The 21,348-nt window shown below is 67.1% G+C and carries 24 protein-coding genes; 13 read left to right on the plus strand and 11 right to left on the minus strand.

From position 1 onward, the window contains the following. Nucleotides 1-20: 20 nt before the first annotated feature. Both AC1RP5_RS22730 and AC1RP5_RS22735 read left to right on the plus strand, forming a co-directional pair. Nucleotides 21-242 (plus strand): biotin/lipoyl-binding carrier protein, encoded by a 222-nt coding sequence (locus tag AC1RP5_RS22730; RefSeq protein WP_493114508.1) that lies wholly within the window; start codon nt 21-23, stop codon nt 240-242. Continuing rightward, the gene (locus tag AC1RP5_RS22735; RefSeq protein ID WP_493114510.1) at nt 235-1,290 is read left to right on the plus strand and encodes a YeiH family protein; all 1,056 of its coding nucleotides are present in this window, start codon (nt 235-237) and stop codon (nt 1,288-1,290) included. Before AC1RP5_RS22730 ends, AC1RP5_RS22735 begins: the two co-directional genes overlap by 8 nt. 150 nt (nt 1,291-1,440) lie before the next feature. Here the strand turns inward: AC1RP5_RS22735 and AC1RP5_RS22740 are convergent, their stop codons facing one another. After that, entirely contained in the window at nt 1,441-2,436 is a 996-nt protein-coding gene (locus AC1RP5_RS22740) for a Bug family tripartite tricarboxylate transporter substrate binding protein (protein WP_493114512.1), read from the minus strand. A gap of 61 nt (nt 2,437-2,497) precedes the next feature. Between AC1RP5_RS22740 and AC1RP5_RS22745 the strand changes: the two genes are divergently transcribed. Beyond that, entirely contained in the window at nt 2,498-2,992 is a 495-nt protein-coding gene (locus tag AC1RP5_RS22745; protein ID WP_493114513.1) for a GNAT family N-acetyltransferase, read from the plus strand. Continuing rightward, nucleotides 2,989-3,441 (plus strand): MaoC family dehydratase, encoded by a 453-nt coding sequence (locus tag AC1RP5_RS22750; protein ID WP_493114515.1) that lies wholly within the window; start codon nt 2,989-2,991, stop codon nt 3,439-3,441. The genes AC1RP5_RS22745 and AC1RP5_RS22750 overlap by 4 nt, the downstream gene beginning before the upstream one ends. On the opposite strand, the gene AC1RP5_RS22755 is transcribed toward AC1RP5_RS22750, so the two are convergent. Genes AC1RP5_RS22755 through AC1RP5_RS22765 form a run of 3 tightly spaced genes read right to left on the minus strand, consistent with a single transcriptional unit; the run spans nt 3,438 to nt 7,536 of the window. Continuing rightward, nucleotides 3,438-4,067, minus strand: a complete 630-nt coding sequence (locus AC1RP5_RS22755; RefSeq protein WP_493114517.1) for an NUDIX hydrolase — start codon at nt 4,065-4,067, stop codon at nt 3,438-3,440. The two genes, AC1RP5_RS22750 and AC1RP5_RS22755, sit on opposite strands and share 4 nt — an antisense overlap. After that, a complete protein-coding gene (locus AC1RP5_RS22760) occupies nt 4,064-4,684 on the minus strand; it encodes a class I SAM-dependent methyltransferase (RefSeq protein ID WP_493114519.1) in 621 nt (206 codons plus the stop codon). Before AC1RP5_RS22760 ends, AC1RP5_RS22755 begins: the two co-directional genes overlap by 4 nt. 53 nt (nt 4,685-4,737) lie before the next feature. Continuing rightward, nucleotides 4,738-7,536, minus strand: a complete 2,799-nt coding sequence (locus tag AC1RP5_RS22765; protein WP_493114520.1) for a glycosyltransferase — start codon at nt 7,534-7,536, stop codon at nt 4,738-4,740. A gap of 436 nt (nt 7,537-7,972) precedes the next feature. Here AC1RP5_RS22765 and AC1RP5_RS22770 point away from each other — a divergent pair, with 436 nt between their 5' ends. Genes AC1RP5_RS22770 through AC1RP5_RS22780 form a run of 3 tightly spaced genes read left to right on the plus strand, consistent with a single transcriptional unit; the run spans nt 7,973 to nt 10,134 of the window. Further along, complete coding sequence (locus tag AC1RP5_RS22770; protein WP_493114521.1) at nt 7,973-8,833, plus strand: alpha/beta fold hydrolase; 861 nt, start codon at nt 7,973-7,975, stop codon at nt 8,831-8,833. Further along, nucleotides 8,833-9,570, plus strand: a complete 738-nt coding sequence (locus AC1RP5_RS22775; protein ID WP_493114523.1) for a sulfite exporter TauE/SafE family protein — start codon at nt 8,833-8,835, stop codon at nt 9,568-9,570. The genes AC1RP5_RS22770 and AC1RP5_RS22775 overlap by 1 nt, the downstream gene beginning before the upstream one ends. 9 nt (nt 9,571-9,579) lie before the next feature. Further along, nucleotides 9,580-10,134: a tyrosine phosphatase family protein gene (locus tag AC1RP5_RS22780; protein ID WP_493114525.1), complete on the plus strand. Its 555-nt coding sequence runs from the start codon at nt 9,580-9,582 to the stop codon at nt 10,132-10,134. A gap of 127 nt (nt 10,135-10,261) precedes the next feature. Here AC1RP5_RS22780 and AC1RP5_RS22785 read toward each other — a convergent pair whose 3' ends face one another. Then, nucleotides 10,262-11,110: a CmcJ/NvfI family oxidoreductase gene (locus tag AC1RP5_RS22785; protein WP_493114527.1), complete on the minus strand. Its 849-nt coding sequence runs from the start codon at nt 11,108-11,110 to the stop codon at nt 10,262-10,264. 175 nt (nt 11,111-11,285) lie between these two features. On the opposite strand from AC1RP5_RS22785, the gene AC1RP5_RS22790 reads away from it, so the two are divergent. After that, nucleotides 11,286-12,044, plus strand: a complete 759-nt coding sequence (locus AC1RP5_RS22790) for a VOC family protein (RefSeq protein ID WP_493114531.1) — start codon at nt 11,286-11,288, stop codon at nt 12,042-12,044. A gap of 18 nt (nt 12,045-12,062) precedes the next feature. Here AC1RP5_RS22790 and AC1RP5_RS22795 read toward each other — a convergent pair whose 3' ends face one another. Then, nucleotides 12,063-12,863: an SDR family NAD(P)-dependent oxidoreductase gene (locus AC1RP5_RS22795; RefSeq protein WP_493114533.1), complete on the minus strand. Its 801-nt coding sequence runs from the start codon at nt 12,861-12,863 to the stop codon at nt 12,063-12,065. Nucleotides 12,864-12,944: 81 nt separating this feature from the next. Here AC1RP5_RS22795 and AC1RP5_RS22800 point away from each other — a divergent pair, with 81 nt between their 5' ends. The 3 genes from AC1RP5_RS22800 to AC1RP5_RS22810 are packed head-to-tail and all read left to right on the plus strand — an operon-like array spanning nt 12,945 to nt 15,591. Then, entirely contained in the window at nt 12,945-13,709 is a 765-nt protein-coding gene (locus tag AC1RP5_RS22800) for an SDR family NAD(P)-dependent oxidoreductase (RefSeq protein ID WP_493114535.1), read from the plus strand. 16 nt (nt 13,710-13,725) lie between these two features. Next, nucleotides 13,726-14,214, plus strand: coding sequence for a hypothetical protein (locus AC1RP5_RS22805; protein WP_493114537.1), 489 nt, complete (start codon nt 13,726-13,728; stop codon nt 14,212-14,214). A gap of 27 nt (nt 14,215-14,241) precedes the next feature. Beyond that, on the plus strand, nt 14,242-15,591 hold the full coding sequence (locus AC1RP5_RS22810) for an MmgE/PrpD family protein (RefSeq protein ID WP_493114538.1): 1,350 nt from the start codon (nt 14,242-14,244) through the stop codon (nt 15,589-15,591). Here AC1RP5_RS22810 and AC1RP5_RS22815 read toward each other — a convergent pair. The 3 genes from AC1RP5_RS22815 to AC1RP5_RS22825 are packed head-to-tail and all read right to left on the minus strand — an operon-like array spanning nt 15,578 to nt 17,657. Beyond that, nucleotides 15,578-16,549, minus strand: a complete 972-nt coding sequence (locus tag AC1RP5_RS22815) for a Bug family tripartite tricarboxylate transporter substrate binding protein (RefSeq protein WP_493114539.1) — start codon at nt 16,547-16,549, stop codon at nt 15,578-15,580. The genes AC1RP5_RS22810 and AC1RP5_RS22815 overlap by 14 nt on opposite strands. 11 nt (nt 16,550-16,560) lie before the next feature. Then, the gene (locus AC1RP5_RS22820; RefSeq protein ID WP_493114541.1) at nt 16,561-17,157 is read right to left on the minus strand and encodes a glutathione S-transferase family protein; all 597 of its coding nucleotides are present in this window, start codon (nt 17,155-17,157) and stop codon (nt 16,561-16,563) included. After that, complete coding sequence (locus AC1RP5_RS22825) at nt 17,151-17,657, minus strand: gluconokinase (RefSeq protein ID WP_493114543.1); 507 nt, start codon at nt 17,655-17,657, stop codon at nt 17,151-17,153. Before AC1RP5_RS22825 ends, AC1RP5_RS22820 begins: the two co-directional genes overlap by 7 nt. Before the next feature lie 52 nt (nt 17,658-17,709). On the opposite strand from AC1RP5_RS22825, the gene gnd reads away from it, so the two are divergent. Beyond that, nucleotides 17,710-18,687: a phosphogluconate dehydrogenase (NAD(+)-dependent, decarboxylating) gene (gene gnd / locus AC1RP5_RS22830; RefSeq protein WP_493114545.1), complete on the plus strand. Its 978-nt coding sequence runs from the start codon at nt 17,710-17,712 to the stop codon at nt 18,685-18,687. Nucleotides 18,688-18,836: 149 nt separating this feature from the next. On the opposite strand, the gene AC1RP5_RS22835 is transcribed toward gnd, so the two are convergent. Beyond that, complete coding sequence (locus AC1RP5_RS22835; RefSeq protein ID WP_493114547.1) at nt 18,837-19,568, minus strand: SDR family NAD(P)-dependent oxidoreductase; 732 nt, start codon at nt 19,566-19,568, stop codon at nt 18,837-18,839. 1 nt (nt 19,569) lies between these two features. Continuing rightward, nucleotides 19,570-20,415 carry an SDR family NAD(P)-dependent oxidoreductase gene (locus AC1RP5_RS22840; RefSeq protein WP_493114549.1) on the minus strand — a complete coding sequence of 282 codons (846 nt, stop codon included), beginning with the start codon at nt 20,413-20,415 and terminating at the stop codon, nt 19,570-19,572. Nucleotides 20,416-20,472: 57 nt separating this feature from the next. Here AC1RP5_RS22840 and AC1RP5_RS22845 point away from each other — a divergent pair, with 57 nt between their 5' ends. Continuing rightward, nucleotides 20,473-21,345 carry an S-methyl-5'-thioadenosine phosphorylase gene (locus AC1RP5_RS22845; RefSeq protein WP_493114550.1) on the plus strand — a complete coding sequence of 291 codons (873 nt, stop codon included), beginning with the start codon at nt 20,473-20,475 and terminating at the stop codon, nt 21,343-21,345. Nucleotides 21,346-21,348 lie beyond the last annotated feature (3 nt).

The following is a 21,348-nucleotide window of genomic DNA, read 5'->3' on the forward strand; positions in this document are numbered from 1 at the left end:
ATACGGGAGACGCTTGGGGCATGGCCGTCGTCAATGTGAAGTCGGAGATCGCCGGCAATGTCTGGAAGATCCAGGTCAAGGCGGGCGATCGGATCGAGGCCGACGGCGAGATCATGATCCTCGAATCGATGAAGATGGAAATCCCGGTCCTGTCGCCCAAGGCGGGCGTCATCAAGGAACTCAAGGTCAACGAAGGCGAGGCAATCGGCGAAGGCCAGCTCGTGGCCGTGCTCGATGCGTAGCGCCGTCGCCGCCGACCTCGCCAAGCTCTGGGCTCCCGACAATCTCCGCCGCTCCGCACCCGGCATCGCCCTCTGCGCCGTCATCGCCGCGGTCGCCTACTACGCCGATACGCGCAGCCTGCTGCGCTTCGGCGCCGTCTGGGTCCCGCCGCTGATCCTCACCCTGGTCATCGGCATGGCGCTGCAGCCGCTGTCGGCCCGGCCCGCGCTGAAGCCCGGCCTCGAATTCGCCGGCCGCACCCTGCTTCGCATCGGAGTCGCCCTGCTGGGCGCGCGCCTGACGCTCGGCAATCTCGTCGAGGGCGGCGCTTTGCCGATCGTGGTCGCGGTGGCCGCCGTCGGCTGCACCATCGTGTTCGGCGCCTGGGCCTCGCGCCTGTTCGGCCTAAACCAGAATTTCGGTCTGCTGACCGGCTGCGCCACCGGCGTTTGCGGCGCGGCGGCGGCGATGGCCGCCTCAGCCGTGCTGCCCAAGCATGAGAATTCCGACCGCGACCTCGCTTTCACCGTGATGGGCGTCAACTTCCTCAGCACGGTGGTGATGGTGATCTATCCCACCCTGCGCGAGGCGCTGGGCTTCTCGCTGTTCGAGATGGGCGTGTTCCTGGGCGGTGCGATCCACGACGTGGCGCAGGTCGCAGGCGCGGGCCAGACGATGGGCCCGCAGGTGCTGAGCGACGCGGTCATCACCAAGCTGCTGCGCGTGGCGGCCCTGCTGCCGGCCATCGCCGGCATCGCCTGGTGGGTCGCCAAGAGCGGCGGCCCGCAGAGCTCGGCGCGGCCGACCCCGCCGGTCTTCCTGTTCGGCTTCCTGGCGCTCGCGGCGCTGAACTCGCTGGGCCTCATCCCGGCCGCCGTGCGCGACGCGGTCGGCCAGATCTCGGCCTTCCTGATCATCACCGCCATCGCGGCGCTGGGCATGAAGACGTCGCTGCTGGCGCTGGTGCGCATCGGCATGGCCCCGGTGATGCTGCTGATCACCGAGACGATCTTCGTCGGCCTGCTGGTCGTCGGCCTGATCTACGGCATGCGGAGCTTCGGGCTGTAGAAGGCTCCGTCGTCTCGACCGGAGCCTCGCGCAGCGAGGTGTAGTGGAGAGACCTTCTCTCCACTAAAAGCCACTTATTCGTGGAGAGAAGGTCTCTCCGCTACGCGCCTGCGGCGCTCCGGTCGAGACGACGGGTTTCTTTTCCCCTGCTCAGGTCCCCGGCTTCGTGCCGGTGGCCTTCACCACCGCGCCCCAGGTGTCGATCTCGTTCTTGATGAACTCGGCGAACTGAATGGGCGTGCCGGGCGCTGGCAGGGCAGCGCGCTGCTCGATCTGCTTGATCACCGCGTCGTCGTTCAGCAGCGTCTGCATGTCCTTGCTGACCTTGGCCACGATCTCCAGCGGCGTACGCGCGGGCGCGGCGAGGCCCGACCAGCCGGCGGCGTTGAAGCCCGGCAGGGTGGCCGCGATCAGCGGGATCTTCTCGAGCGGCGGCGGCGCGGGCCGCGAGGTCGTCACGCCCAGCGCCTTGATGCGCCCGTCCTTGATGTGGTTCAGCGCGGCGGCCGTGCTGTCCATCATCAGCTTCACGTGGCCGCCTAAAAGGTCGGCCATCGCCGGGCCGCTGCCCTTGTAGGGAATGTGCACGATGTCGACGCCGGCCTTCAGCTTGAACAGCTCCATGCTGAGATGCTGCGACGTGCCCGGCCCGGCCGAGGCGTAGGAGAGCTGGCCCGGCTCCTTCTTGGCCAGCGCGATCAGCTCGGCCAGCGTGTTCACCGGCAGGCTTGGATGCGCCACGATCACCAGCGGCACCAGGAAGATGTTGGAGATCGGCAGGAAGTCGGTCAGCGGCTTGTACGGCAGGTCGGGATAGAGGCTCGGATTGACGCCGAACGTACCGCTCGACACGACCATCAGCGTGTAGCCGTCGGGCGCGGCCGCCTTGCCGTACTCGGTCGCCGGGATGCCGCTGCCGCCGCCCTTGTTCTCGACGATGACCTGCTGCTTCCAGATGTCGGTCAGCTTCTCGGCCATCAGGCGCGCAAAGATGTCGGCCGCCTGGCCGGGCGGGAACGGCACGATGAAGCGCACGGGCTTGTTGGGCCACGGCGACTGCGCGATGGCCGGTGCAGCAAGCGGTGCGGCCAGCGCAGCGCCCGCCGCGCCGGCGAGCGCCAAGGCCTGGCGACGCGTCGGATTCATTTCTTGAACCTCCCAGTTCGTTTCGGATGACAGGGTAGCACAGGCCCCTGAAAATGGCCGCATGACAGGCAGAATACAGATCGCTCCGCCACGCGATGCCGCGGACCACGACGCCATCGCCGGACTGGTTCGGGAATATGCCGGGTCGCTCGGCTTCTCGCTCGACTACCAGGATTTCGAGGCCGAGCTCGCCGACCTCGCGGCGAAGTACGCGCCGCCGGGTGGCGCGCTGCTGCTGGCTCGCGTCGACGGCGCCGCCGCCGGCACCGTGGCGCTGCGGCAGCTCGAGCCGGACATCGGCGAGATGAAGCGGCTCTATGTCCGGCCGGCGTTCCGCAAGGAGCGACTCGACGACGGAAATTCCATCGGCCGCGTGCTGGCCCATCGCATCGTCGAGGCGGCGCGCGCCTGTGGGCACAGCCGTCTCAGACTCGACACAATCGGTCCCAAAATGGAGGCCGCGATCAAGCTCTATCGCTCGATGGGCTTCACCGAGATCGCGCCCTATTACCCGAGCCCGGTGCCCGGCACCGTGTACATGGAGCTGGTCCTTTGACCGATCGCTTCTACGAGGATTTCAAGGTCGGCGACCGATTCATGAGCGGCGGGATGACGATCACCGAAGCCGCCATCATCGACTTCGCCCGGCAGTGGGATCCGCAGCCTTTCCACACCGATCCCGAGTTCGCGGCGAAGTGGACGTTTGGCGGCCTGATCGCGTCGGGCCTTCACACGATGGGCGCGACCTTGCGCCTGTGGCTCGACCTCGGCGTCTTCCGCGCCTGCAGCCTGGGCTCGCCCGGCATCGGCGAGGTCCAGTTCCCGCGTCCCGTCCGGCCGGGCGACACGTTGCGTGTGGTGTCCGACATCGTCGAACTGCGTCCCTCCGCCTCCAAGCCCGACCGTGGCATCGCCCGCCTGCGTCAGGTCACGATCAACCAGTTCGGCGAGCAGGTGATGGAACAGGAGACGACGGTCTTCCTGAAGAAGCGCGCGGCGGCTTAACGCCAGGCGAAGACGGGCTGCTCGTAATGGTCGACGCGGGTGTCGCGGCCGGCCAGCGCCACTTCGCGGAACTGGAACAGCACCGCCGCCGTCGGCGCGTTCACCGTCGCCACGGGAAGCGGCAGGCGGATGATCGGGCGGTCGGATTCCTCGATCGCCACGATCTCGGGAGAGCCGTCGCGGAAGAGTTCGCCGCAGGCGATGCGGTAGGCGCCCGCGACCTCGGACGGATTGGGCGTCAGCGTGACGCCCGGCGCCCACACGACGACCGGCGCGATCAGGTAGCCCGAGCGGGTCGGATAGTCGTCGAGCGTGCCCAGGATATCGTCGGTCGAGGCCAGCACGCCCAGCTCCTCGTGCAGCTCGCGCAGCGCGGTCTGCTCGATGGTCTCGCCGGGATCGACCCGGCCCCCCGGCAGAGCCCACTGGCCGCCATGGGCACGCAGCTTCGGGGTGCGCTTAGTCAGCAGGAAGGCCGCCTCGCCGGGCTGATCGGCCTCGGCGATGACGATGGCCACCGCAGCACGCTTCAGACTGCCGGGGTCAGCCTGCCGGCGGAGATCGAAGCGGCCGAGATGGGCCGTGACGTCGGCGCGCAGCGCCTGATTTAACGGAAAGGACTTCACGCGCCGGCGGGTCTCCGGAAAGTCCAGACCACGGCGGGCGGCACGTTGCGCCAGATGCGCGAGCCGCGCGAGGCGACGAGTCGCAGTTCCTGGCTCAGCGCCCGCGGCACGGGCTGCGAGGGGCCATAGGTGAACTGCACCAGCGCCGCCCCGCGTGGCAGGGCGTCGAACACGCCATGCACGATGCCGCGCACGACCTCGGCGGGTAGCGAGAGGAGCGGCAGGCTCGACACGATGGCGGAGACCTTGGTGATCCCCTGCTCCGCCAGGATCTTCTGCAGGCGCGTGGCGTCGCCCTCGACGATCTGTGGCCCGACGAAGTGACGGCGCAGGAAGGATGCGAGTTCGGGCTCGCGCTCGACCAGCGCCAGCCGGTCAGCCGGAATGCCGGCCGCCAGCAGCGCCTTGGTGACCTCGCCCGTGCCGGCGCCCAGCTCGATGACGTGGCCGTCGCGGCCTTTCATCTCGGCAAGCGTCGCGCGCGCCATGGCTTCGGCCAGCAGCCGTCCGCTCGGCACGACCGCGCCCATCGAGAAGGGATTGCGCAGCCAGCGCTTCAGGAAAAGGGCGGTACCGGCGCGCGAGTCGAGACCGGCACGAGACTCGATCGGAGGCATGGCGAAACGCTAACAGACGCTTTTCCAAGTCGACAGGAAAAAGCGGCCGCTCCCTATTGCGCGGGTTGCATGGCAGGTGCTGCGGCGGCCGGCGGCGTCGGGGCCGGTGCCTCGAACACCGTCTGGGCGTGCCGCATCTGCTCGACTGCATTGACCATGGAGACGTAGACCGCCGCGACATACGGCAGCGACTGCACGATCATGAACAGCGACCACAGGCGGGCTTCAGGATCGACGACACCGCTGCCGAACCACAGCACCGCCGCGGCGACCCACAGCAGCACGGCGAGCACCGCCTCGCCGCGCGCCATGCCGAGCGCCATGCTGAGCGTGGCGCGCTCGTCCATCTTCGGAGTCCGCATGAACGGCAGGCGGCTGGTCGCCAGGCCATAGATCACCGCCCGGCCCACCGTGTAGGTAAGCGCGAGGCCGGCCAGCGAGGCGCCGATGCTCTGGCGGAATGTGCAGCGCACGCGATCGAAGTAGAGCCCGAACGAGTAGAGCAGCTTGAAGACGAAGATGCCGATGGTGGGCGCAATGAATTCCGACGGCGGCAGGCCGACCGGCTTCATGCCGAACAGCGGCGGCAGCACGACGGCCGCCACCCACGCGAGGCCCGCCCAGGTGAAGATCAGGTTCAGCGCATCGGCGAACCACGGCAGCCAGCCGGCGACGAAGTGGTACTTCTGCCAGAAGGTCAGCTTGGTATCGCCGAAGAACATCTTGCCGGCATGCGCCTTCATGATCTGCATGGCGCCGTAGGCCCAGCGGAAGCGCTGCTTCTTGTAGCCGGAGAAATGGTCGGGCGTCAGGCCGTGGCCGAAGCGCTCACGGCTGTACATCGCGCCGTAGCCCTTCTCCATCAGGCGCAGGCCGAGCTCGGTATCCTCGGTGATGCACCAGGTCGCCCAGCCGCCCATCTCCTCCATGCAGGAGCGGCGCACCAGCGTCATCGTGCCATGCTGGATGATGGCGTCGTACTCGTTGCGCAGGCACATGCCGATGTCGAAGAAGCCGGCATATTCCCAGTTCAGCATTTCCTTGAACCGGTCGCCGCGCCAGTCGCGGTGATCCTGCGGCGCCTGCACGTAGCTGATCTTGGCGTCGTCGAAGTACGGCACCAGCGCCTTCAGCCAGTCCGGCCGCACCATGTAGTCGCTGTCGATGACACCGATCACCTTGGCGTCGGGCGCGGTCTGGCTCAGCACGAAGTTCAGCGCGCCAGCCTTGAAGCCCTTCATGACGTCGAAGTGGAAGAACTTGAAGCGCTCGCCGAGCTGAGCGCAGTAGTCCTGCACCGGACGCCACACCGCGGGGTCCTTGGTGTTGTTGTCGATGACGATGACTTCGAAGTTCGGATAGTCGAGGCCGGCCAGTGAATCGAGGGTCTGCATGACCATCGACGGCGGCTCGTTGCAGATCGCCACATGCAACGAGACCTTGGGCCAGTCGCGGTTGGCGGGTTGCAGCGCGATCATCTCGGCGGCGGGCAGCGCTTCGCGCGTCCAGCGGCCACGCCAGATCGTCTCCGCCATCTCCAGCGCCTGGATCAGCGCCATGCCGAGGCTTGAGATCAGGAAGAAGGCGAGCACGGCCCAGCCCACCTTCTCGGAAGTGACCATGTAGGTCCCGGCCGCGACCGACCCGCCATAGGTGACGGCGCTCGCCGACAGGGCCAACAGCGCGCAGAAGCCCACCTGCCCAGCCATGCCGAGTCGCGGCCAGCGCCACAGGAACAACAGCATCAGCGGCAGCGAGGCCGCGAGCGACCAGGCCGCACAGGAGAACCATTGCGGGAAGCTCTCGATCGAGCCGGTCCAGGCGAACTTCTGCTGGCGGTCGGCGTTCCAGAGGCCCCAGTAGCCACCCGCCTTGCCCTCGAGATCGTAGGACTTCCACGGCTGGTCGACGGCTTCGACGACGAAGGTGTCGATGTTCTGCGAGCGCAGCCACGCCACCATGTCGCGCACGTTCTTGGCCTGCTCGGCCGGCGTGGCGTACTTCACGACGCCCGAGCCGGGGCTGCGACGCGAAGCGCCGTTCGAGGGCCAGCCGACCTCGGTCACGATGATGTTCTTGTTCGGGTAGAGCTTGCGCAGCAGCCCGATCTTTTCCTTCACGTACTCGAGCGGCGTCGAGTTCGACTGCTCGTCCCAGTAGGGCAGGATATGGACGGCCAGATAGTCGACCTCGCGCGCCAGTTCGGGATAGCGCTCCCAGACGTGCCACGGCTCGGCCGTGCTGACCGGCACCTTGACGTTGCGCTTGACGTTGCGGATCTCGCGGATGAGCTGGGCCGGGCTGGTCGCGTTGGGGTCGCGCAGGTCCTTCTGGCCGTCGAAGCGCAGGATGTTCTCGTTGCCGACGAGGATGCGCTCGATGTTCGGGTTCTGGTTGGCCATGCGGATCAGCGCGCCGGTCTCCTCGGCGTTGACCTCGCTCGACTCGCGGCCGAACTGCAGCTTGGCTTCGTTGGGGCTGTAGATCCAGGCGCCGGGCACCAGCTTCAGGCCGTACTTGGCGGCCAGCGCCGGCATCACGTCGCCGCCGTCGGTGGTGCGGTAGGTACGGACGTAGTTGACCTTGCCACTCAGCATGGCGAAGTCGCGCTCCATCTGCTCCTTGCGCGGCTTGATCTGCGGCGTGGGGGCCTCGTTCACCGCGGTGCTCAGGAAGCTCCACAGGCCGCTCGCCTTGCCCTCCAGCGGATCCTGATCCTTGGCCCAGGGGGCGTAGGTGACGCCGTGCAGCGTGCCCTCGACGTCGGCCGCCGACATTCGGCTGTCCAGCAGACGCCAGCCCACCAGAGTGGCCGCCACGACAATGAGAAGAACCAGGCCTCTACGCATCATGAAGAGACGATTGCTCCGGCAAATCCGCCGGTGGAGAACGCTCGCTTCGGGATCGCGGTCGCAAGTCTCCTGCGGACGACTAGCGTCGACGCAAGGACCGTGCCCGGATCGACTCTCCAAGCGAGCCGACTACCACGCAGTGCGGCGGACCTCTTCGAGGTTTCCTTGCGCCCGATTTCCTCGACTGCGACCCTTCGCAGGCGGTGAGGCGACGATGGGTCTATAGCCGTGCCTCCGGGTACGGTAAAGAGACCCAATGCGATGATGGCTAAAATGCCCAATTCTTTGCTGGCCTTGACGCCCGTCCTTCGCCAAAACGCCACAAACCATGACCGATCAGGACCCAACTGCGGCGCCCCGGGAGATACCCTCCTCTCTCACCGCAACCTATCGACCGGCTGACCGTTACGGCTTTCTTGTCCGGGACGGTGTGCGCGTGCGGTACGCTTGGTGGAATGCCCTGGGGGCTCCCCGCGGTACCGTCGTCGTCCTGACGGGGCGCGGCGAGTTCATTGAGAAGTACGCCACCGAGGTGGTGGGCGAGCTTTTGGAGCGCGGGTTTGCCGTGGCCGCTATGGATTGGCGCGGCCAGGGCCTGTCGGACCGGCCGCTGGCCGACCCCGGCAAGGGCCATATCGACAATTTCTCGACCTACATGGCCGACTTCAAGCTGTTCGTCGAAACCGTCGTCGCGCCCGAGGCGCCGCGCCCGGTCCTGGCCCTCTGCCATTCGATGGGCGGCCATATCGTGATGCGGGAGATGGCGGAGAACGGGACCGGCCCCTTCTCGGCCGCCCTGTTCGTCTCGCCCATGACCGCGCTGCGGCGCGAAGCCATGCTGCGGTCGGTCCTGATGATCATGCCGGAGGTCCCGGCGGTCGAGGACCGCTACCTGTTCGGCACCGGGCCCTTCATCCTGCTGGCGCGCGAGTTCGCCTCCAACTTCGTCACCCACGACGAGCGGCGCTACCGCTTCACCGAGGAGTGGTTCACGGCCGATCCCCGCCTCTCGCTGGGCGGACCGACGATCGGATGGTCCCGCCAGGCGATCCGCTCGATGGCCGTCGTCCATGCGCCGGGCTACCTCGAGCGCATCAACATTCCCCTGCTCCTGATCACCGCCGGCGAGGACCGCCTGATCGACCCGCGCAGCCATGCGCCGCTGGTCACCCGGCTGAAGCACGGCGAGCATTTCACGATCGGCCATGCGCGGCACGAGATCATGATGGAGACCGACGAGATCCAGACCCTGTTCTGGGAGGCTTTCGATCGGCTGGCGAAAGGCGTGCTGGGCTGATGACCGAAATACAGATGCTGGTGATTGCCGGCGCGTTCATCGTCGCCGGCATCGCCAAGGGCGCGATCGGCATCGGCCTGCCGCCGATTGCAGTCGGCCTGATGACGCTGGCCATCCCGCTCGAGGATGCGCTCGCGATCATGACGATCCCGACGCTCGTCACGAACATCTGGCAGGCGATCTACGGCCATGGGCTGGGCCGCCTGTTCCGCCGCTTCTGGACGCTTGCCGCCACCGCGACCGTCACGCTGATCATCATCGCCGCGACCCTGGGCCAGCTCGGCTCGGCCAAGGCCACGATGTGGCTGGGCGTCATGCTGGTGCTCTACTCGACCGTCGCCCTGCTCGCCTGGCGTCCGCATGTGACGAGGGAGACCGAACGCTGGATGAATCCGCTGATGGGCGTCGCCAGCGGCTTCGTCGCCGGCATCACCGGCATCGCAGCGGTCCCGTTCCTGCCCTACATGCAGTCGCTCGAGATCAACAAGGACGACCTCGTACAGGCGCTGGGCATCCTGTTCATCTTCATCACCGCGGCGCTCAGCATCGCGCTGCTGCGCCAGGGCGCGTTCGACGTCACCAACGTGATCGGTGGCGTTGCCGCCGTCGTGCCGACATCGATCGGCGTGTGGCTCGGTCAGAAGTCGCGCAATGCGTTGTCGCCCGAGATGTTCCGCCGCGTCTTCCTCGTCGGTCTGTTGGGCATCGGACTGCACATGGCGCGTGGCTTGCTGTAGGGTCGCGCCATGGCACTCCCTCCCTTTAAAGTCACGATCTGCGGCATTCCCGAGCTGCCGCAGCACTGCGCTGTCGGCGTCAGTCACGTCCTGTCGATCATCGACACCCACGAGCCGCGCCCGGCAGCGCTCGACACCTATCCCGGCATCGACCACGAGCTGATCCGCTTCGACGACGTGGTGGCCGAGTATCCCGGCTTCGAGGCCTGCACGCCCGCTCACATCGAGAAGGTGCTGGCGTTCGGCGAGCGCGTGCATGCGCGGCCCGACGGCCATGTGCTGGTCCATTGCCACGCCGGCATCTCGCGCTCGACCGCAGCCGCCGCCATCCTGATGACGCAGTTCGCGCCGGGCACCGAGGAAGAGGCCTTCCTGAAGCTCCTGGACCTGCGCAAACACGGCTGGCCCAACACCCGCATGGTCGAGTTCGCCGACACCCTGCTGAAGCGCGACGGCGCGATGCTCCGGGGCCTGGTCGCCTACCGCAAGGCGCTGCTCGAAGTGAAGCCGCACCTCAAGGACGTCGTCCGCAACATCGGCCGCGGCCACGAAATTCCGACGTAATCGTCGTCCTGAGCGAAGCCGCCCGAAGGGCGGCGCAGTCGAAGGACCTTTTTTCCGGCGCACAAACTGTCGAAGAGAAAAGAGGCCCTTCGACTACGCTGCGCTCCGCTCAGGGCGACGGAGGTCGTCAAGACCGGTGAAACACCAGCGTCCTGACCTCGATGCTCTCGCGCGGCGGTGCGTCGGCGGGCGCCGTCGGATCGGTGAAGGCGCTGTGCGGCGTGAAGCGCGCCGGGACGCCGGTCGATGTGTCGGAGCACTTCAGCAGCAACGCCTCGTCGGTCCGCATCTGCGGCACGTAATACCAGCGATGCGCCGGATTGAACTTCACCGAATAGGTCTCGCCGACGCGGTGCGGATAGACGAGATCCGACGGCACGAGATCGTCGAGCGCGATGGTCGTCGCGTCGCACACCGCGAGCGGTGAATCGAGCAGCGGCCCCTTGATCGGCCGCCACAGGTTCACGACCTGCACCCGCCCCTTCAACAACTCGCCGGCTTCGTCGGGCAGCAGATCGCGCACCCGCTGCGGACCCGAGCGCGCCGTATGGTCGATATGGACGCGGCGCACCGGCTGGCGCGGCGCATCCGCCTGGCTCTCGGCGTCGGGCACGCGGCGGCGCGTCGTGTGGTCGAAGATGTGCACGCGGTCCGCGCCGGTCGCCTCGCGCACCAGGCGCTCGACCTCGGGGTAATAGACGCGACGCACTTCCTCGTCGTCGAAGAAGTCCTTTACGGCGCTGCGATGCCGGACCAGCGCGAAGCCGTTGGCGTCGAGCGAGACCCTGTCGGCAATAGGACGCGCATCACGGATCGAGACGGCACGCGCCTCGTGTTCGGCGTTGCTGCGCGGGATGCCCGGCGGCGGGTCGAACGTATAGTTGCGCGGCCGCTCCGCCATCGGCGCGAGATAGTTCATGTCGGCGACGACGCTCGACAGGTTGGAGAAGACGTCGAGTTGTTCTTGAAGCGTCATGGTCTGCGACCTCCGAAGATTGTTCGGATGATCTTGGGCGCGCTGCCTTTTGGCGCCATGGAGAAGAAGTGCGCGGCCGCATGAAGAGACGTTATCCGAAAGGAAAATCTCTTCGCTTGGGAAACGGCGAGACGGCACGTTCCTGCTGTTTCGACAGTGATACTATTGAACCAGCATGATTCGCCTCTGCCTCGCCCTGCTTCTGACTCTCGCCGCGACCGTGTCGGCTCGTGCCCAGTCGGCCGTTCAGGGGCTCGACCACATTCCCGTGGTGGTGCGAGACCTCGAACGCGCGAAGTCCGATTTCGAGGCGCTGGGCTTCGCCCTGAAGCCCGGCCGGCCGCATGCCAACGGGCTGCGTAACGAGCACGCGAAGTTCGCCGATGGCACCGAGATCGAGCTGATCACGGCCGGGACCGCGGAGGATGCGCTGTCGAGCCAATATGTCGATTGGCTGAAGACGGGCGACGGCCCGGTCTCCTTCGGCCTCTACCGGCCGGGCGCTCAGGCGACGGCGTTGCCCGGCGTATTCTTCGACAAACGACAGCGCTCACCCACGGATCGGCCAGAGCATTTCGCGCATCCCAACGGCGCCGAGAACCTGTCGGCCGTCTGGCTGGCCGGCAGTCCGGCGGAACGGCAGATCATCGATCTCCCGGCGGGAGAACTCACGTCCGGGGAAGCCTGTGCCCCCTTCGGTTCGAGCCGGCGCGTCATCGCGCTGAAGGAAGGAGAGATCGTCCTTCTGCCGGCGAATGCGCAGATCGTGCCCGGACGCCCGATCGTCGGCGCGACGGTCAGCGTCAAAAACCTTGCGGTGACCCGGCAGGTCCTGATCGCGAACCATGTCGCCGTCAGGGAAGTCGCGGGTTGTGCCCGCAAGAGCCTGTGGGTCGAGACCCACGGCTTCTGGCTGGAATTCCGGCAGCGCTGATCCCGCGCCGCCCTCCCGCTACCTCGCCTTCATCGGCAGGCTGGCGAGGTGAGTGCCGGCATCGACGATCAGGAACTCGCCGGTGATGTTGCTGGCGCTGGTCAGGAAGAAGAGCACCGCCTCGGCCATCTGCTCGGGCGTACCGGCCTGGCGCAGCGGCGTGTTCTGCTCCTGGCCCTGCTTCATCTTGTTGTAGTTCTCTTCGCCCATGCCGCCCAGCAGCCAGCGCGTCTGGATGAAGCCCGGGCACACCGTGTTGACCCTGACCGCCGGAGACAGCCAGCGCGCGAGCGTGAGCGTCAGCGTGTTGAGCGCGCCCTTGGAGCAGGCATAGGGGATCGAGCTACCGACGCCCATGACACCGGCGATCGAGGAGATGTTCACGATCGACCCGCGGCTCTGGTCGGTTTCCCACTGCTTCTTCATGACCGGGAAGACGGCGCGGCTCATCATGTAGGGACCGGTGACGTTGACCCGCATGATGCGGTCGAAGTCCTCCGGCCCGACGCCGTCGAGGTCGCCCTGGTTCTGGAACTTGGTGGTGCCGGCATTGTTGATGAGGCCGTCGATACGGTCCCACTTCTTCATGGTCTCGGCGGCGAGCTTCTTGCAATCGGCGTCCTGGCCCATGTCGGCCTGCACGAGGATCGCCTCGACGCCCTTGGCCTTCACCGCCTCGTAGGTCTCGTCCGCCTCTTTCTTGCTCTTGGTGTAGTTGATCGCGACGTTCCAGCCGCGCTCCGCCAGGTCGAGCGCGCACGAAGCGCCCAGTCCGGTCGCCGAGCCCGTCACGATCGCCACCTTGTTCGATTTCGCCATGTCGCTTCTCCCGATATCTGCGGCACCTTTCATAGGCTAGGATCGCCCCCCAAGGCAAAGAAACGCACATCAGGCGGGAACATGGCCGATCTGTTTTCGATGAAGAATCGCGTGGTGCTGCTCACCGGCGCCTCGCGCGGGCTGGGCCGCGACATGGCGCTGGCCCTGGCGGGCGCCGGCGCCACCGTGTTGTGCGCCGGCCGCTCCGTGAAAGAGCTCGACCAGACCGCCCGCGCCATCGCCCGCAAGGGCGGCAAGGCGCATGTCGTGCCGATCGACATCACCGACGAGGCTGACGTGGTGGCCAAGGTCCGCGGCATCATCTCGAAGCACCGCCGCATCGACGCACTGGTGAACAATGCCGGCATCATCCACCGACAGGACATCGTCGACACCGCGACGCCGGATTTCCGCAAGGTGATCGAGACCAACCTGATCTCGCAGTTCGTCGTCTCCCGCGAGGTCGGCCGCCACATGCTGGCGCGCCAGTACGGCCGCGTCGTCAACATCTCCTCGGTCCTGGGCGTCGTCGGCCGCGCCTCGGTCGCGGGCTATGTCTCGGCCAAGCACGGGCTGATCGGCCTCACCAAGAACCTGGCCGCGGAGTTCGGGCCACACGTCACCGCGAACGCGATCGCGCCCGGCTACATCCGCACCGAACTCAACGTGCCGCTGCAGCAGAACAAGGACTTCAACGCCATGCTCGAAAGCCGCACCGCCGTCGCGCGCTGGGGCAAGCAGGAGGACCTGCGCGGCGCGCTTCTGCTGCTGGCGTCGGATGCCGGCTCCTACATCACCGGCCACACGCTGGTGATCGACGGCGGCCTCTCGCCGATCCTCGCCTGAGCGGACGGGCCCGATCATGACCGGTGTTCCGCGTTGGGCGATGCTTCTGCTCGCCGCCGCTCTCGCGCTCTACGCCGTCGCGGCGTCGCTGGGCTGGATCCGCGATCCCTCGCTGGCGAAGGCCGACTATGTCGGCACCATCGACGTCTCGGCCGACGATGCGAAGCTCTATCGCGCCGTTCCCTTCGAATGGCAGGTGACCAGCGCCGCCGGCAGCTTCAAGGGCAGCGACACGGCCCACATCCGCATAGACCCGTCGGGCGAGCGGACCGTGATGTGCGGCTGGGTCCCGCTCGACAAGGGCGGCGCCTCGATCCGTGCCACGCGCTGGCTGAGCGAGGCGCGGCTGGCCGTCGGCGACATCAAGGTCACCGCATTGTTCATCGCGCCGGTCGACAAGAAGCCGGGCGACGGGCTGAACGCCGGCTGCCTGCGGCTCGACGAAGGCATCAAGCCTGCCGTCGACGCCGCGCTCAAGCTCGAAGGCAATCCGGTTCGCGAATAGACGTTTCTCCTCACCGAAAGAGTACCCATGCTTCCCAGACAAGGCGTAACGCCCGAACTCGCCCGCTTCGTCGTCGATACCAGGTGGGACGACCTGCCCGAGCAGGCGCGCCACGAAGCCAAGCGCGCGCTGATGAACTTCTTCGCGGTGGCGATCGCGGGCTGCCGCACCCAGCCGGTCGAACTGGCGTTGCGCACGCTCGGTGAGTTCTCCGGCGGCCGGCAGGCCACCATCGTCGGCCGGCCCGAGCGCATCGATCCCCTGACGGCGACTTTCCTCAACGCTGCCGGCGCCAACGTCTTCGACTATTGCGACACCCATCTGCCGACCGTCGTGCATCCGACCTCGCCGCTGGCGCCGGCGCTGCTTGCCCTGTCGGAGATCCGCAAGGTGAGCGGCCCCGAGCTGTTGCTCGCCTTCGCGCTGGGTTTCGAGATCGAATGCCGCGTCGGCGGCGCGGTCTCGCCCGGCCACTACCCTCAAGGTTGGCACATCACCTCCACCTGCGGCGTCTTCGGGTCGGCGGCAGGCGCGGCCAAGCTGCTGGGGCTCGACGCCGAGCGCACTGTCTGGGCGCTGGGCAGTGCCTCGACACAGTCGGCGGGCCTCTGCGAGTGCCTGGGTTGGCCGGCCAAGAGCGTCAGCGTCGGCAACGCCGCGCGCAACGGCCTGTTCTCTGCTCTGCTGGCCGAGAAGGGCTTTGCCGGCCCGCCCGAGCCGATCGCCGGCGCGCAGGGTTTCCTCGCCGCCATGGGCGAGCCGCCGAACTGGGCGGCGCTACTCGACGGGCTCGGCAAGAGCTGGCAGGTCAACAACAACTCGATCAAGCCCTATGCCGCGGGCTTCGTAATCCATCCGCTGCTCGACCTGGCGCTCGACTGGCGGCGCGCCCATCCCGACCTGGGAGTCGAGCGCATTGCGGTGCGCGGCAATCCGCTCCTCCTGCAGCGCACCGATCGCGCCGACATCGCTACCGGCCGCGAGGCGCAGGTCAGCCTGCAGCATTGCGTGGCCGCGGCGCTGATCCTCGGCAAGGCGGGCCTCGAGCAGTTGACCGACGCCTGCGTCGCTGACCCCGCGATCAAGGCGCTGCGCGGCAAGTTCGAGTGCGCGAGCGACGACAGCATCTCGACCATCGCCGCCGAGATGGACATCTGGACGGTCGACGGCAAGAAGCACGCGCTCTCGACCCAGGCAGCGCGCGGCAGTTCGTCGAACCCGCTGAAAGATGCCGAGATCGAATCGAAGCTACGCGACGAGGCGAAGCGCTGGGAGCCCGGCCACGACATCCAGCCGCTGATCGATGCCGTATGGGCGCTCGACCGCAGCGAGGATGTCTCCTCGCTGCTGGCTCTGGCAGTGCCTACTCGACGGTGACGTTGGCGGACGCCGCGACCGCCTTCCAGGTCGCGATGTCCTTCTGGATGAAGGCGGCGAAGGCCTCCGGCGAGTTGCCGACGGTCTGCATGGCCTGGTTGACCAGCAACTCCTTGGTGGCCGGATCGGCCAGCGCCTTCACGATCTCCGCGTTCAGCTTGTTCACGATCGCGGGCGGAGTCTTGGCTGGCGCCAGGATGCCATGCCAGGCCAGCGCCTCGAAACCGGGATAGCCGCTCTCGGCGACGGTCGGCACCTCGGGCGCGACCGGCGAACGCTCAAGGCTGGTGACGGCCAGCGCCCGCAGCTTGCCCGACTTGATGTGCGGCAGGACACTGATCGGATCGCCGAACACGACGTTCAGGGTGCCGCTTAGAAGGTCGCCGACGGCCAGCGCCGTGCCGCGATAGGGCACGTGGGTCATCTTGAGGCCTGCCTTGCTGTTGAACAGCTCGGCGACGAGATGGTTCGCCGCACCGACGCCGGTCGAGCCGTAGTTGAGCGCGCCCGGCTTGCTCTTCGCCAGCGCAACGAACTCCTGCAGGTTCTTCGCGGGCGAGTCGGCATTGACGACGAGGATGTAGGGATAGGCCGTCGTCATGGTGATGGGCGCGAAATCCTTCACCGGATCGTAGGGCAGCGACTTGTAGACGGCGGGATTGATCGAGATCGGACCGGACTGGCCGAGCAGCAGCGTGTAACCGTCGGGCTCGGCCTTGGCGACGAGATCAGTGCCGACGATCGAGCCGGCGCCACCCTTGTTCTCGATCACGATGGGCTGGCCGATATTCTCGGAGACCTTCTTGGCCACGATGCGCGCCACCGAATCGGCGCCGCCGCCGGGCGCATAGGGCACGACCAGCTTGATCGGCCGCGAGGGGAAGTCCTGCGCGAAGGCGGGCGTGGCGGCCGCAGCCAGGATCAGCGCGCAAGCGGCGCGCCGCATCATCGTCTTCATTGTTTCCTCCCTCAGGGAATTCCGTTGCGCCCATGTTTGAGGAAAGCCGGCCGTGATGCCAGCCTTTCATAGTAGGCGTCGACCGCCGGCAGCGACGGCTTGTCCATCGGCGTCATCATCCAGCGATTGATCGAAAGCGCGATGGGAATGTCGGCGAGCGTGAACGCGTCGCTCGCGATGTAGCCGCCGGTCGCGCGAAGCTGCGCCTCGACGATTCCCGCCATGCGGTTCCAGTCGCGCCGCGAGGTCTCGATCTGCGCTGCGTCGGCGAAGGCCGGATTGCGCCGCACGAGGGCGGAGAAGGCATAACGCCACGCGGTGTTGAACTCGGTCGCCTGCCAGTCGATCCAGCGCTCGACCTCGGCACGCCGTCGCGGCTCGCGCGGCAGCAACGCTTCGGCCGACCACTTGTGGGCGAGGTAACGCAGGATCGTATTGCTCTCCCACAGCACGAAGTCGCCATCGACGATGACCGGCACGAGCCCATTGGGATTCCGCGCGAGCGCTGGTCCCTCGTCTGTGCGTACATAGGCAATGCCGATCTCCTCGCAGGCCCACAGGACCTTGCGCACGTTGATCGAACTCGCCTTGCCGAGGATCCTCAGCATCGGCTCGCGAGCCGTCGCACGATCTCGTCGACGATCGCCCCGGGTTCCGGGCCGATGTCGACGACGATGGGTCGCTCCTCCTCCACCGGCTCCTGCAGGGTGGCCAACTGGCTCTCGAGCAGGCCGACCGGCATGAAGTGCGAGGTGCGCGCGGTCAGGCGGCCGTGGATCAGCGCCTGCGTTCCCTTGAGATAGACCAGGTTCGTGTCGGGCCGCCCGCCGACGATGATGTCACGATAGGCCCGCTTCAGCGAGGAACAGGTGACGACGCCCGCCTCGCCCCTCTCCCGCCAGCCGTCGATATGCCCGGCAATCGCCTGCAGCCAGGGCAGGCGGTCGGCGTCGGTGAGCGGCGTGCCGCTGCGCATCTTCTCCACATTCGCGCGTGGGTGGAGGTCGTCGCCGTCCTGGAACGCGCAGCAGAGCCGTTCGGCCAGCAGGCTGGCGACGGTGGTTTTTCCCGATCCCGAGACACCCATCACGACGACGATGGTCTTCATTGCCGGTCAGCTTATCATGCGGCAGGGATCAGGAAACGAACGGGAGAGAAGAATGCAGCTCGGGATGATCGGCCTGGGACGGATGGGCGCCAACCTCGTGCGCCGGCTGGTCCGGCAGGGCCACGATTGCGTCGTCTTCGACCAGAACTCCGAAACGGTCGCGGGCCTGGCCGGGCCGAACATCGCCGGCGCCGCGAACCTCGCGGATCTGGTCGGCAAGCTCTCCAAGCCGCGCAACGTCTGGGTGATGCTGCCGGCGGGCGAGATCACGGAGCAGACCGTGGCCGAGCTGGGCCGGCTGCTCGCACCGGGCGACACGATCATCGACGGCGGCAACGCCTTCTTCCAGGACGACGTGCGCCGCGCCCGCGAGATGAAGAGCAAGGGCATTCACTATCTCGACTGCGGCACCAGCGGCGGCGTCTGGGGCCTGGAGCGCGGCTACTGCCTGATGATCGGCGGCGACAAGGAGGCCGTCGAACGGCTCGATCCGATCTTCGCCGCCCTCAGCCCCGGCGAAGGCACAATCGCGAAGACGCCGCGCCGCGAGACGCGCGATCCCCGCGTCGAGCGCGGCTATCTCCATTGCGGCCCGAGCGGCGCCGGCCATTTCGTGAAGATGGTGCACAACGGCATCGAGTACGGGCTGATGCAGGCCTATGCCGAGGGCTTCGAGATCCTACGCAAGGTCTCATCCGAGGCCGTGCCGGCCGAACGCCGCTACGATCTCGACCTCGCCGACATCGCCGAAGTCTGGCGGCGCGGCAGCGTCGTCAGCTCCTGGCTGCTCGACCTCACCTCCTCGGCGCTGGCGGAGGATCCCGCGCTCTCGAAGTATTCCGGCTTCGTGGAAGATTCCGGCGAAGGCCGCTGGACCATCAATGCCGCCATCGAGGAAGCCGTGCCGGCCGACGTCCTCTCGGCCGCGCTCTATGCCCGCTTCCGCTCGCGCGACCGCGAAGGTACCGCCAACAAGCTCCTGTCCGCCATGCGCCATGCCTTCGGCGGCCATGTGGAGCCGAAGAAGTAGTATCCCGTCGTCCTGAGCGCAGCGCCAAAGGCGCGAAGTCGAAGGACCTCTTTTCGTATCCACACACCGTGCGTCGGAAAAGAGGTCCTTCGACTACGCCACCCTTCGGGTGGCTGCGCTCAGGACGACGGATAGTTTCATGAATATTTCTACAGGAACGACATCCCGCCGCTCAGCGCCACCGTCTGGCCGGTCATGTAGGCGTTGCCGATCACCATCAGGACCGCCTGCGCGCATTCCTCCGACGTGCCGAAGCGGCCAAGCGGGATGCGGTCGGGCGACGAGGCGAGACCCGACTTGACCATGTCCGTCTCGATCAGCGACGGCGCCACGGCGTTGACGGTGACGCCGTCCTTCACGACGCGTGCCGCGTAGCCGCGCGTCAGTCCTTCCATGCCCGCCTTCGAGGCGTTGTAGTGCGGGCCGATACCACCGGCCCCGCGCGCCGCACCCGAGGAGATGTTGACGATGCGGCCCCACTTGCGCGCCCGCATGCCGGGCAGCACCGCTTTGGTGCAAAGGAACGCCGACTTCAGGTTGACCGCGATGGTGCGGTCGAAATCTTCCTCGGTGAGATCATCGATGCCGGTCATGATGGCAAGCCCGGCATTGTTCACCAGCACATCGACCGGCCCCAGCTCCCGCTCCACCGTCGCGACCATCCGGGCGACGGCCACGCTGTCGGATACGTCGGCAGCGACCGCGATCGACTTGCCGCCCGCGTTCCTGATGGCAGCGACCACTTCATCCGCATCGGCCGCCCGCTCGCGATAGTTCACGGCGACGGCGGCGCCCTCCTGCGCGAGCGAAAGCGCCACCGCACGGCCGATGCCGCGCGACGCGCCGGTCACGAGGGCAATCCTGTTGGCGAGCGAAGCCACGTCAGATCTCGTCGACGCCGAAGGCCTGGCGCATCGCCTTCACGCCTTCCTGGTGCGGCGTCCACAGGCGGCCGCCGACCAGGCCGCCATCGACCACGAGATCGTGGCCGTTGATGAAGGTGGAATCGTCCGAGGCCAGGAAGATGGCGGCCTTGGCGATGTCGTCGACGATGCCGGCACGTGGGACCGGCTGGTTCTTGGCCATGCTGGCCTTCATCGCCTCGGCATAGGAATCGGCCTTGTCCGGCGGCAGGCCCAGCGCCTTGGCGAAGATGCCGGTGGCGATGCCGCCCGGCGAGATCGAATTCACCCGCACGTTCTTCTCGCCGAGCTGCATGGCGACGCAGACGGTGAGATGGTTCACCGCCGCCTTGGCAGCCCCATAGATCATCGAGGTCGAGTAACCCGCGCGGCGCGCCGCGACGCTGCCGTTGTTGATGATGCTGCCCGAGCCCTGCGCCATCATGAGCGGCGCGGCGTGCTTCATGCCGAGCATCACCGACCGCACCAGCGTCGCCATCGCGGCGTCAAAGCCCTCGACCGGCACCGCCTCGATGCCGCCGACCGGTGCCGGCCCGCCGGCATTGTTGAACAGGCAGTCGACCCGGCCCCACTTCGACAGGCAGGCGTCGAACATGCTCTTCACGTCCGCTTCGTTCGTGGCATCCGCCGTCACGAAAATGCAATTGTCCTTGCCGAGGGCCGCTTCCAGCGTGCGCCCCAGCTCCTCGCGCCGTCCGGTGGCGACGACTTTCGCGCCCTCCGCGACGAACAGCTCGACAGTGCGCCGTCCGATGCCGCTGGTCGCGCCGGTAACGATGGTGATCTTGCCGTCGAGCTTGCCCATGGATGTCTCCCCTTTGCCGAGGGGGAATGATACACCACCGCCAACCGGGAGAAGCATATGACGGTGTTGGGTATTCTGGGCGGCAGCGGCGTCTACGACATGGCCGGCCTCAAGAACGCGGAATGGCGCCGGGTCGCCTCGCCGTTCGGCGAGACTTCCGACGAATTCCTGTTCGGCGTGCTCGACGGGCTCGACGTCGTGTTCGTGCCGCGTCACGGCCGCGGCCACCGCCATTCCCCGACCTCGATCAACTACCGCGCCAACATCGACGCGCTGAAGCGCAGCGGCGTCACCGACATCCTGTCACTGTCGGCCTGCGGCTCGCTGCGCGAGGACCTGCCGCCGGGTCATTTCGTCGTGGTCGACCAGTTCATCGACCGCACCTTAGCCCGCGAGAAGAGCTTCTTCGGCGAAGGGCTGGTGGCCCATGTCTCGATGGCGCAGCCGACCTGCAATCGCCTGGCCGAGGTTGCGTACGACTGTGCGCAGAAGGCCGGCTTCCCGATCAGGATGGGTGGCACCTACATCGCGATGGAAGGCCCGCAATTCTCCAGCCTCGCCGAATCGAAGCTCTACCGGAGCTGGGGCTGCGACGTGATCGGCATGACCAACATGCCGGAGGCCAAGCTCGCCCGCGAAGCGGAGATTTGTTACGTGACCGTCGCCATGGTCACCGACTTCGACTGCTGGCATCCCGACCACGAGCATGTGCAGGTCGGCGACATCGTGCGCGTGCTGCTGGAGAACGCGGAGAAGGCCAAGTCGCTGGTCGCCATGATCGCCCCGCGCCTCAAGACATCGCGTCCCGCCCCCTGTCCTGCTGGCTGCGATCACGCGCTCGAGAACGCACTCATCACATCGCCGGCCGTGCGATCGGCCGAAATGGTCGCGAAGCTCGATGCCGTCGCCGGCCGCGTCCTGAAGAAGTAAATC

This window comes from Reyranella sp. GW821-FHT12G01 (assembly GCF_058806575.1).

What these genes read in the sequence shown, in the direction of transcription:
- AC1RP5_RS22730 (WP_493114508.1), top strand. Translation starts at nt 21, where the DNA reads ATGGCCGTCGTCAATGTGAAGTCGGAGATCGCCGGCAATGTCTGGAAG.
- AC1RP5_RS22820 (WP_493114541.1), bottom strand. Translation starts at nt 17,157, where the DNA reads ATGCTGAGGATCCTCGGCAAGGCGAGTTCGATCAACGTGCGCAAGGTC.
- AC1RP5_RS22845 (WP_493114550.1), top strand. Translation starts at nt 20,473, where the DNA reads ATGACGGTGTTGGGTATTCTGGGCGGCAGCGGCGTCTACGACATGGCC.
- AC1RP5_RS22760 (WP_493114519.1), bottom strand. Translation starts at nt 4,684, where the DNA reads ATGCCTCCGATCGAGTCTCGTGCCGGTCTCGACTCGCGCGCCGGTACC.
- gnd (WP_493114545.1), top strand. Translation starts at nt 17,710, where the DNA reads ATGCAGCTCGGGATGATCGGCCTGGGACGGATGGGCGCCAACCTCGTG.
- AC1RP5_RS22780 (WP_493114525.1), top strand. Translation starts at nt 9,580, where the DNA reads ATGGCACTCCCTCCCTTTAAAGTCACGATCTGCGGCATTCCCGAGCTG.
- AC1RP5_RS22810 (WP_493114538.1), top strand. Translation starts at nt 14,242, where the DNA reads ATGCTTCCCAGACAAGGCGTAACGCCCGAACTCGCCCGCTTCGTCGTC.
- AC1RP5_RS22740 (WP_493114512.1), bottom strand. Translation starts at nt 2,436, where the DNA reads ATGAATCCGACGCGTCGCCAGGCCTTGGCGCTCGCCGGCGCGGCGGGC.
- AC1RP5_RS22785 (WP_493114527.1), bottom strand. Translation starts at nt 11,110, where the DNA reads ATGACGCTTCAAGAACAACTCGACGTCTTCTCCAACCTGTCGAGCGTC.
- AC1RP5_RS22790 (WP_493114531.1), top strand. Translation starts at nt 11,286, where the DNA reads ATGATTCGCCTCTGCCTCGCCCTGCTTCTGACTCTCGCCGCGACCGTG.
- AC1RP5_RS22735 (WP_493114510.1), top strand. Translation starts at nt 235, where the DNA reads ATGCGTAGCGCCGTCGCCGCCGACCTCGCCAAGCTCTGGGCTCCCGAC.
- AC1RP5_RS22775 (WP_493114523.1), top strand. Translation starts at nt 8,833, where the DNA reads ATGACCGAAATACAGATGCTGGTGATTGCCGGCGCGTTCATCGTCGCC.
- AC1RP5_RS22745 (WP_493114513.1), top strand. Translation starts at nt 2,498, where the DNA reads ATGACAGGCAGAATACAGATCGCTCCGCCACGCGATGCCGCGGACCAC.
- AC1RP5_RS22840 (WP_493114549.1), bottom strand. Translation starts at nt 20,415, where the DNA reads ATGGGCAAGCTCGACGGCAAGATCACCATCGTTACCGGCGCGACCAGC.
- AC1RP5_RS22825 (WP_493114543.1), bottom strand. Translation starts at nt 17,657, where the DNA reads ATGAAGACCATCGTCGTCGTGATGGGTGTCTCGGGATCGGGAAAAACC.
- AC1RP5_RS22765 (WP_493114520.1), bottom strand. Translation starts at nt 7,536, where the DNA reads ATGATGCGTAGAGGCCTGGTTCTTCTCATTGTCGTGGCGGCCACTCTG.
- AC1RP5_RS22815 (WP_493114539.1), bottom strand. Translation starts at nt 16,549, where the DNA reads ATGAAGACGATGATGCGGCGCGCCGCTTGCGCGCTGATCCTGGCTGCG.
- AC1RP5_RS22800 (WP_493114535.1), top strand. Translation starts at nt 12,945, where the DNA reads ATGGCCGATCTGTTTTCGATGAAGAATCGCGTGGTGCTGCTCACCGGC.
- AC1RP5_RS22795 (WP_493114533.1), bottom strand. Translation starts at nt 12,863, where the DNA reads ATGGCGAAATCGAACAAGGTGGCGATCGTGACGGGCTCGGCGACCGGA.
- AC1RP5_RS22805 (WP_493114537.1), top strand. Translation starts at nt 13,726, where the DNA reads ATGACCGGTGTTCCGCGTTGGGCGATGCTTCTGCTCGCCGCCGCTCTC.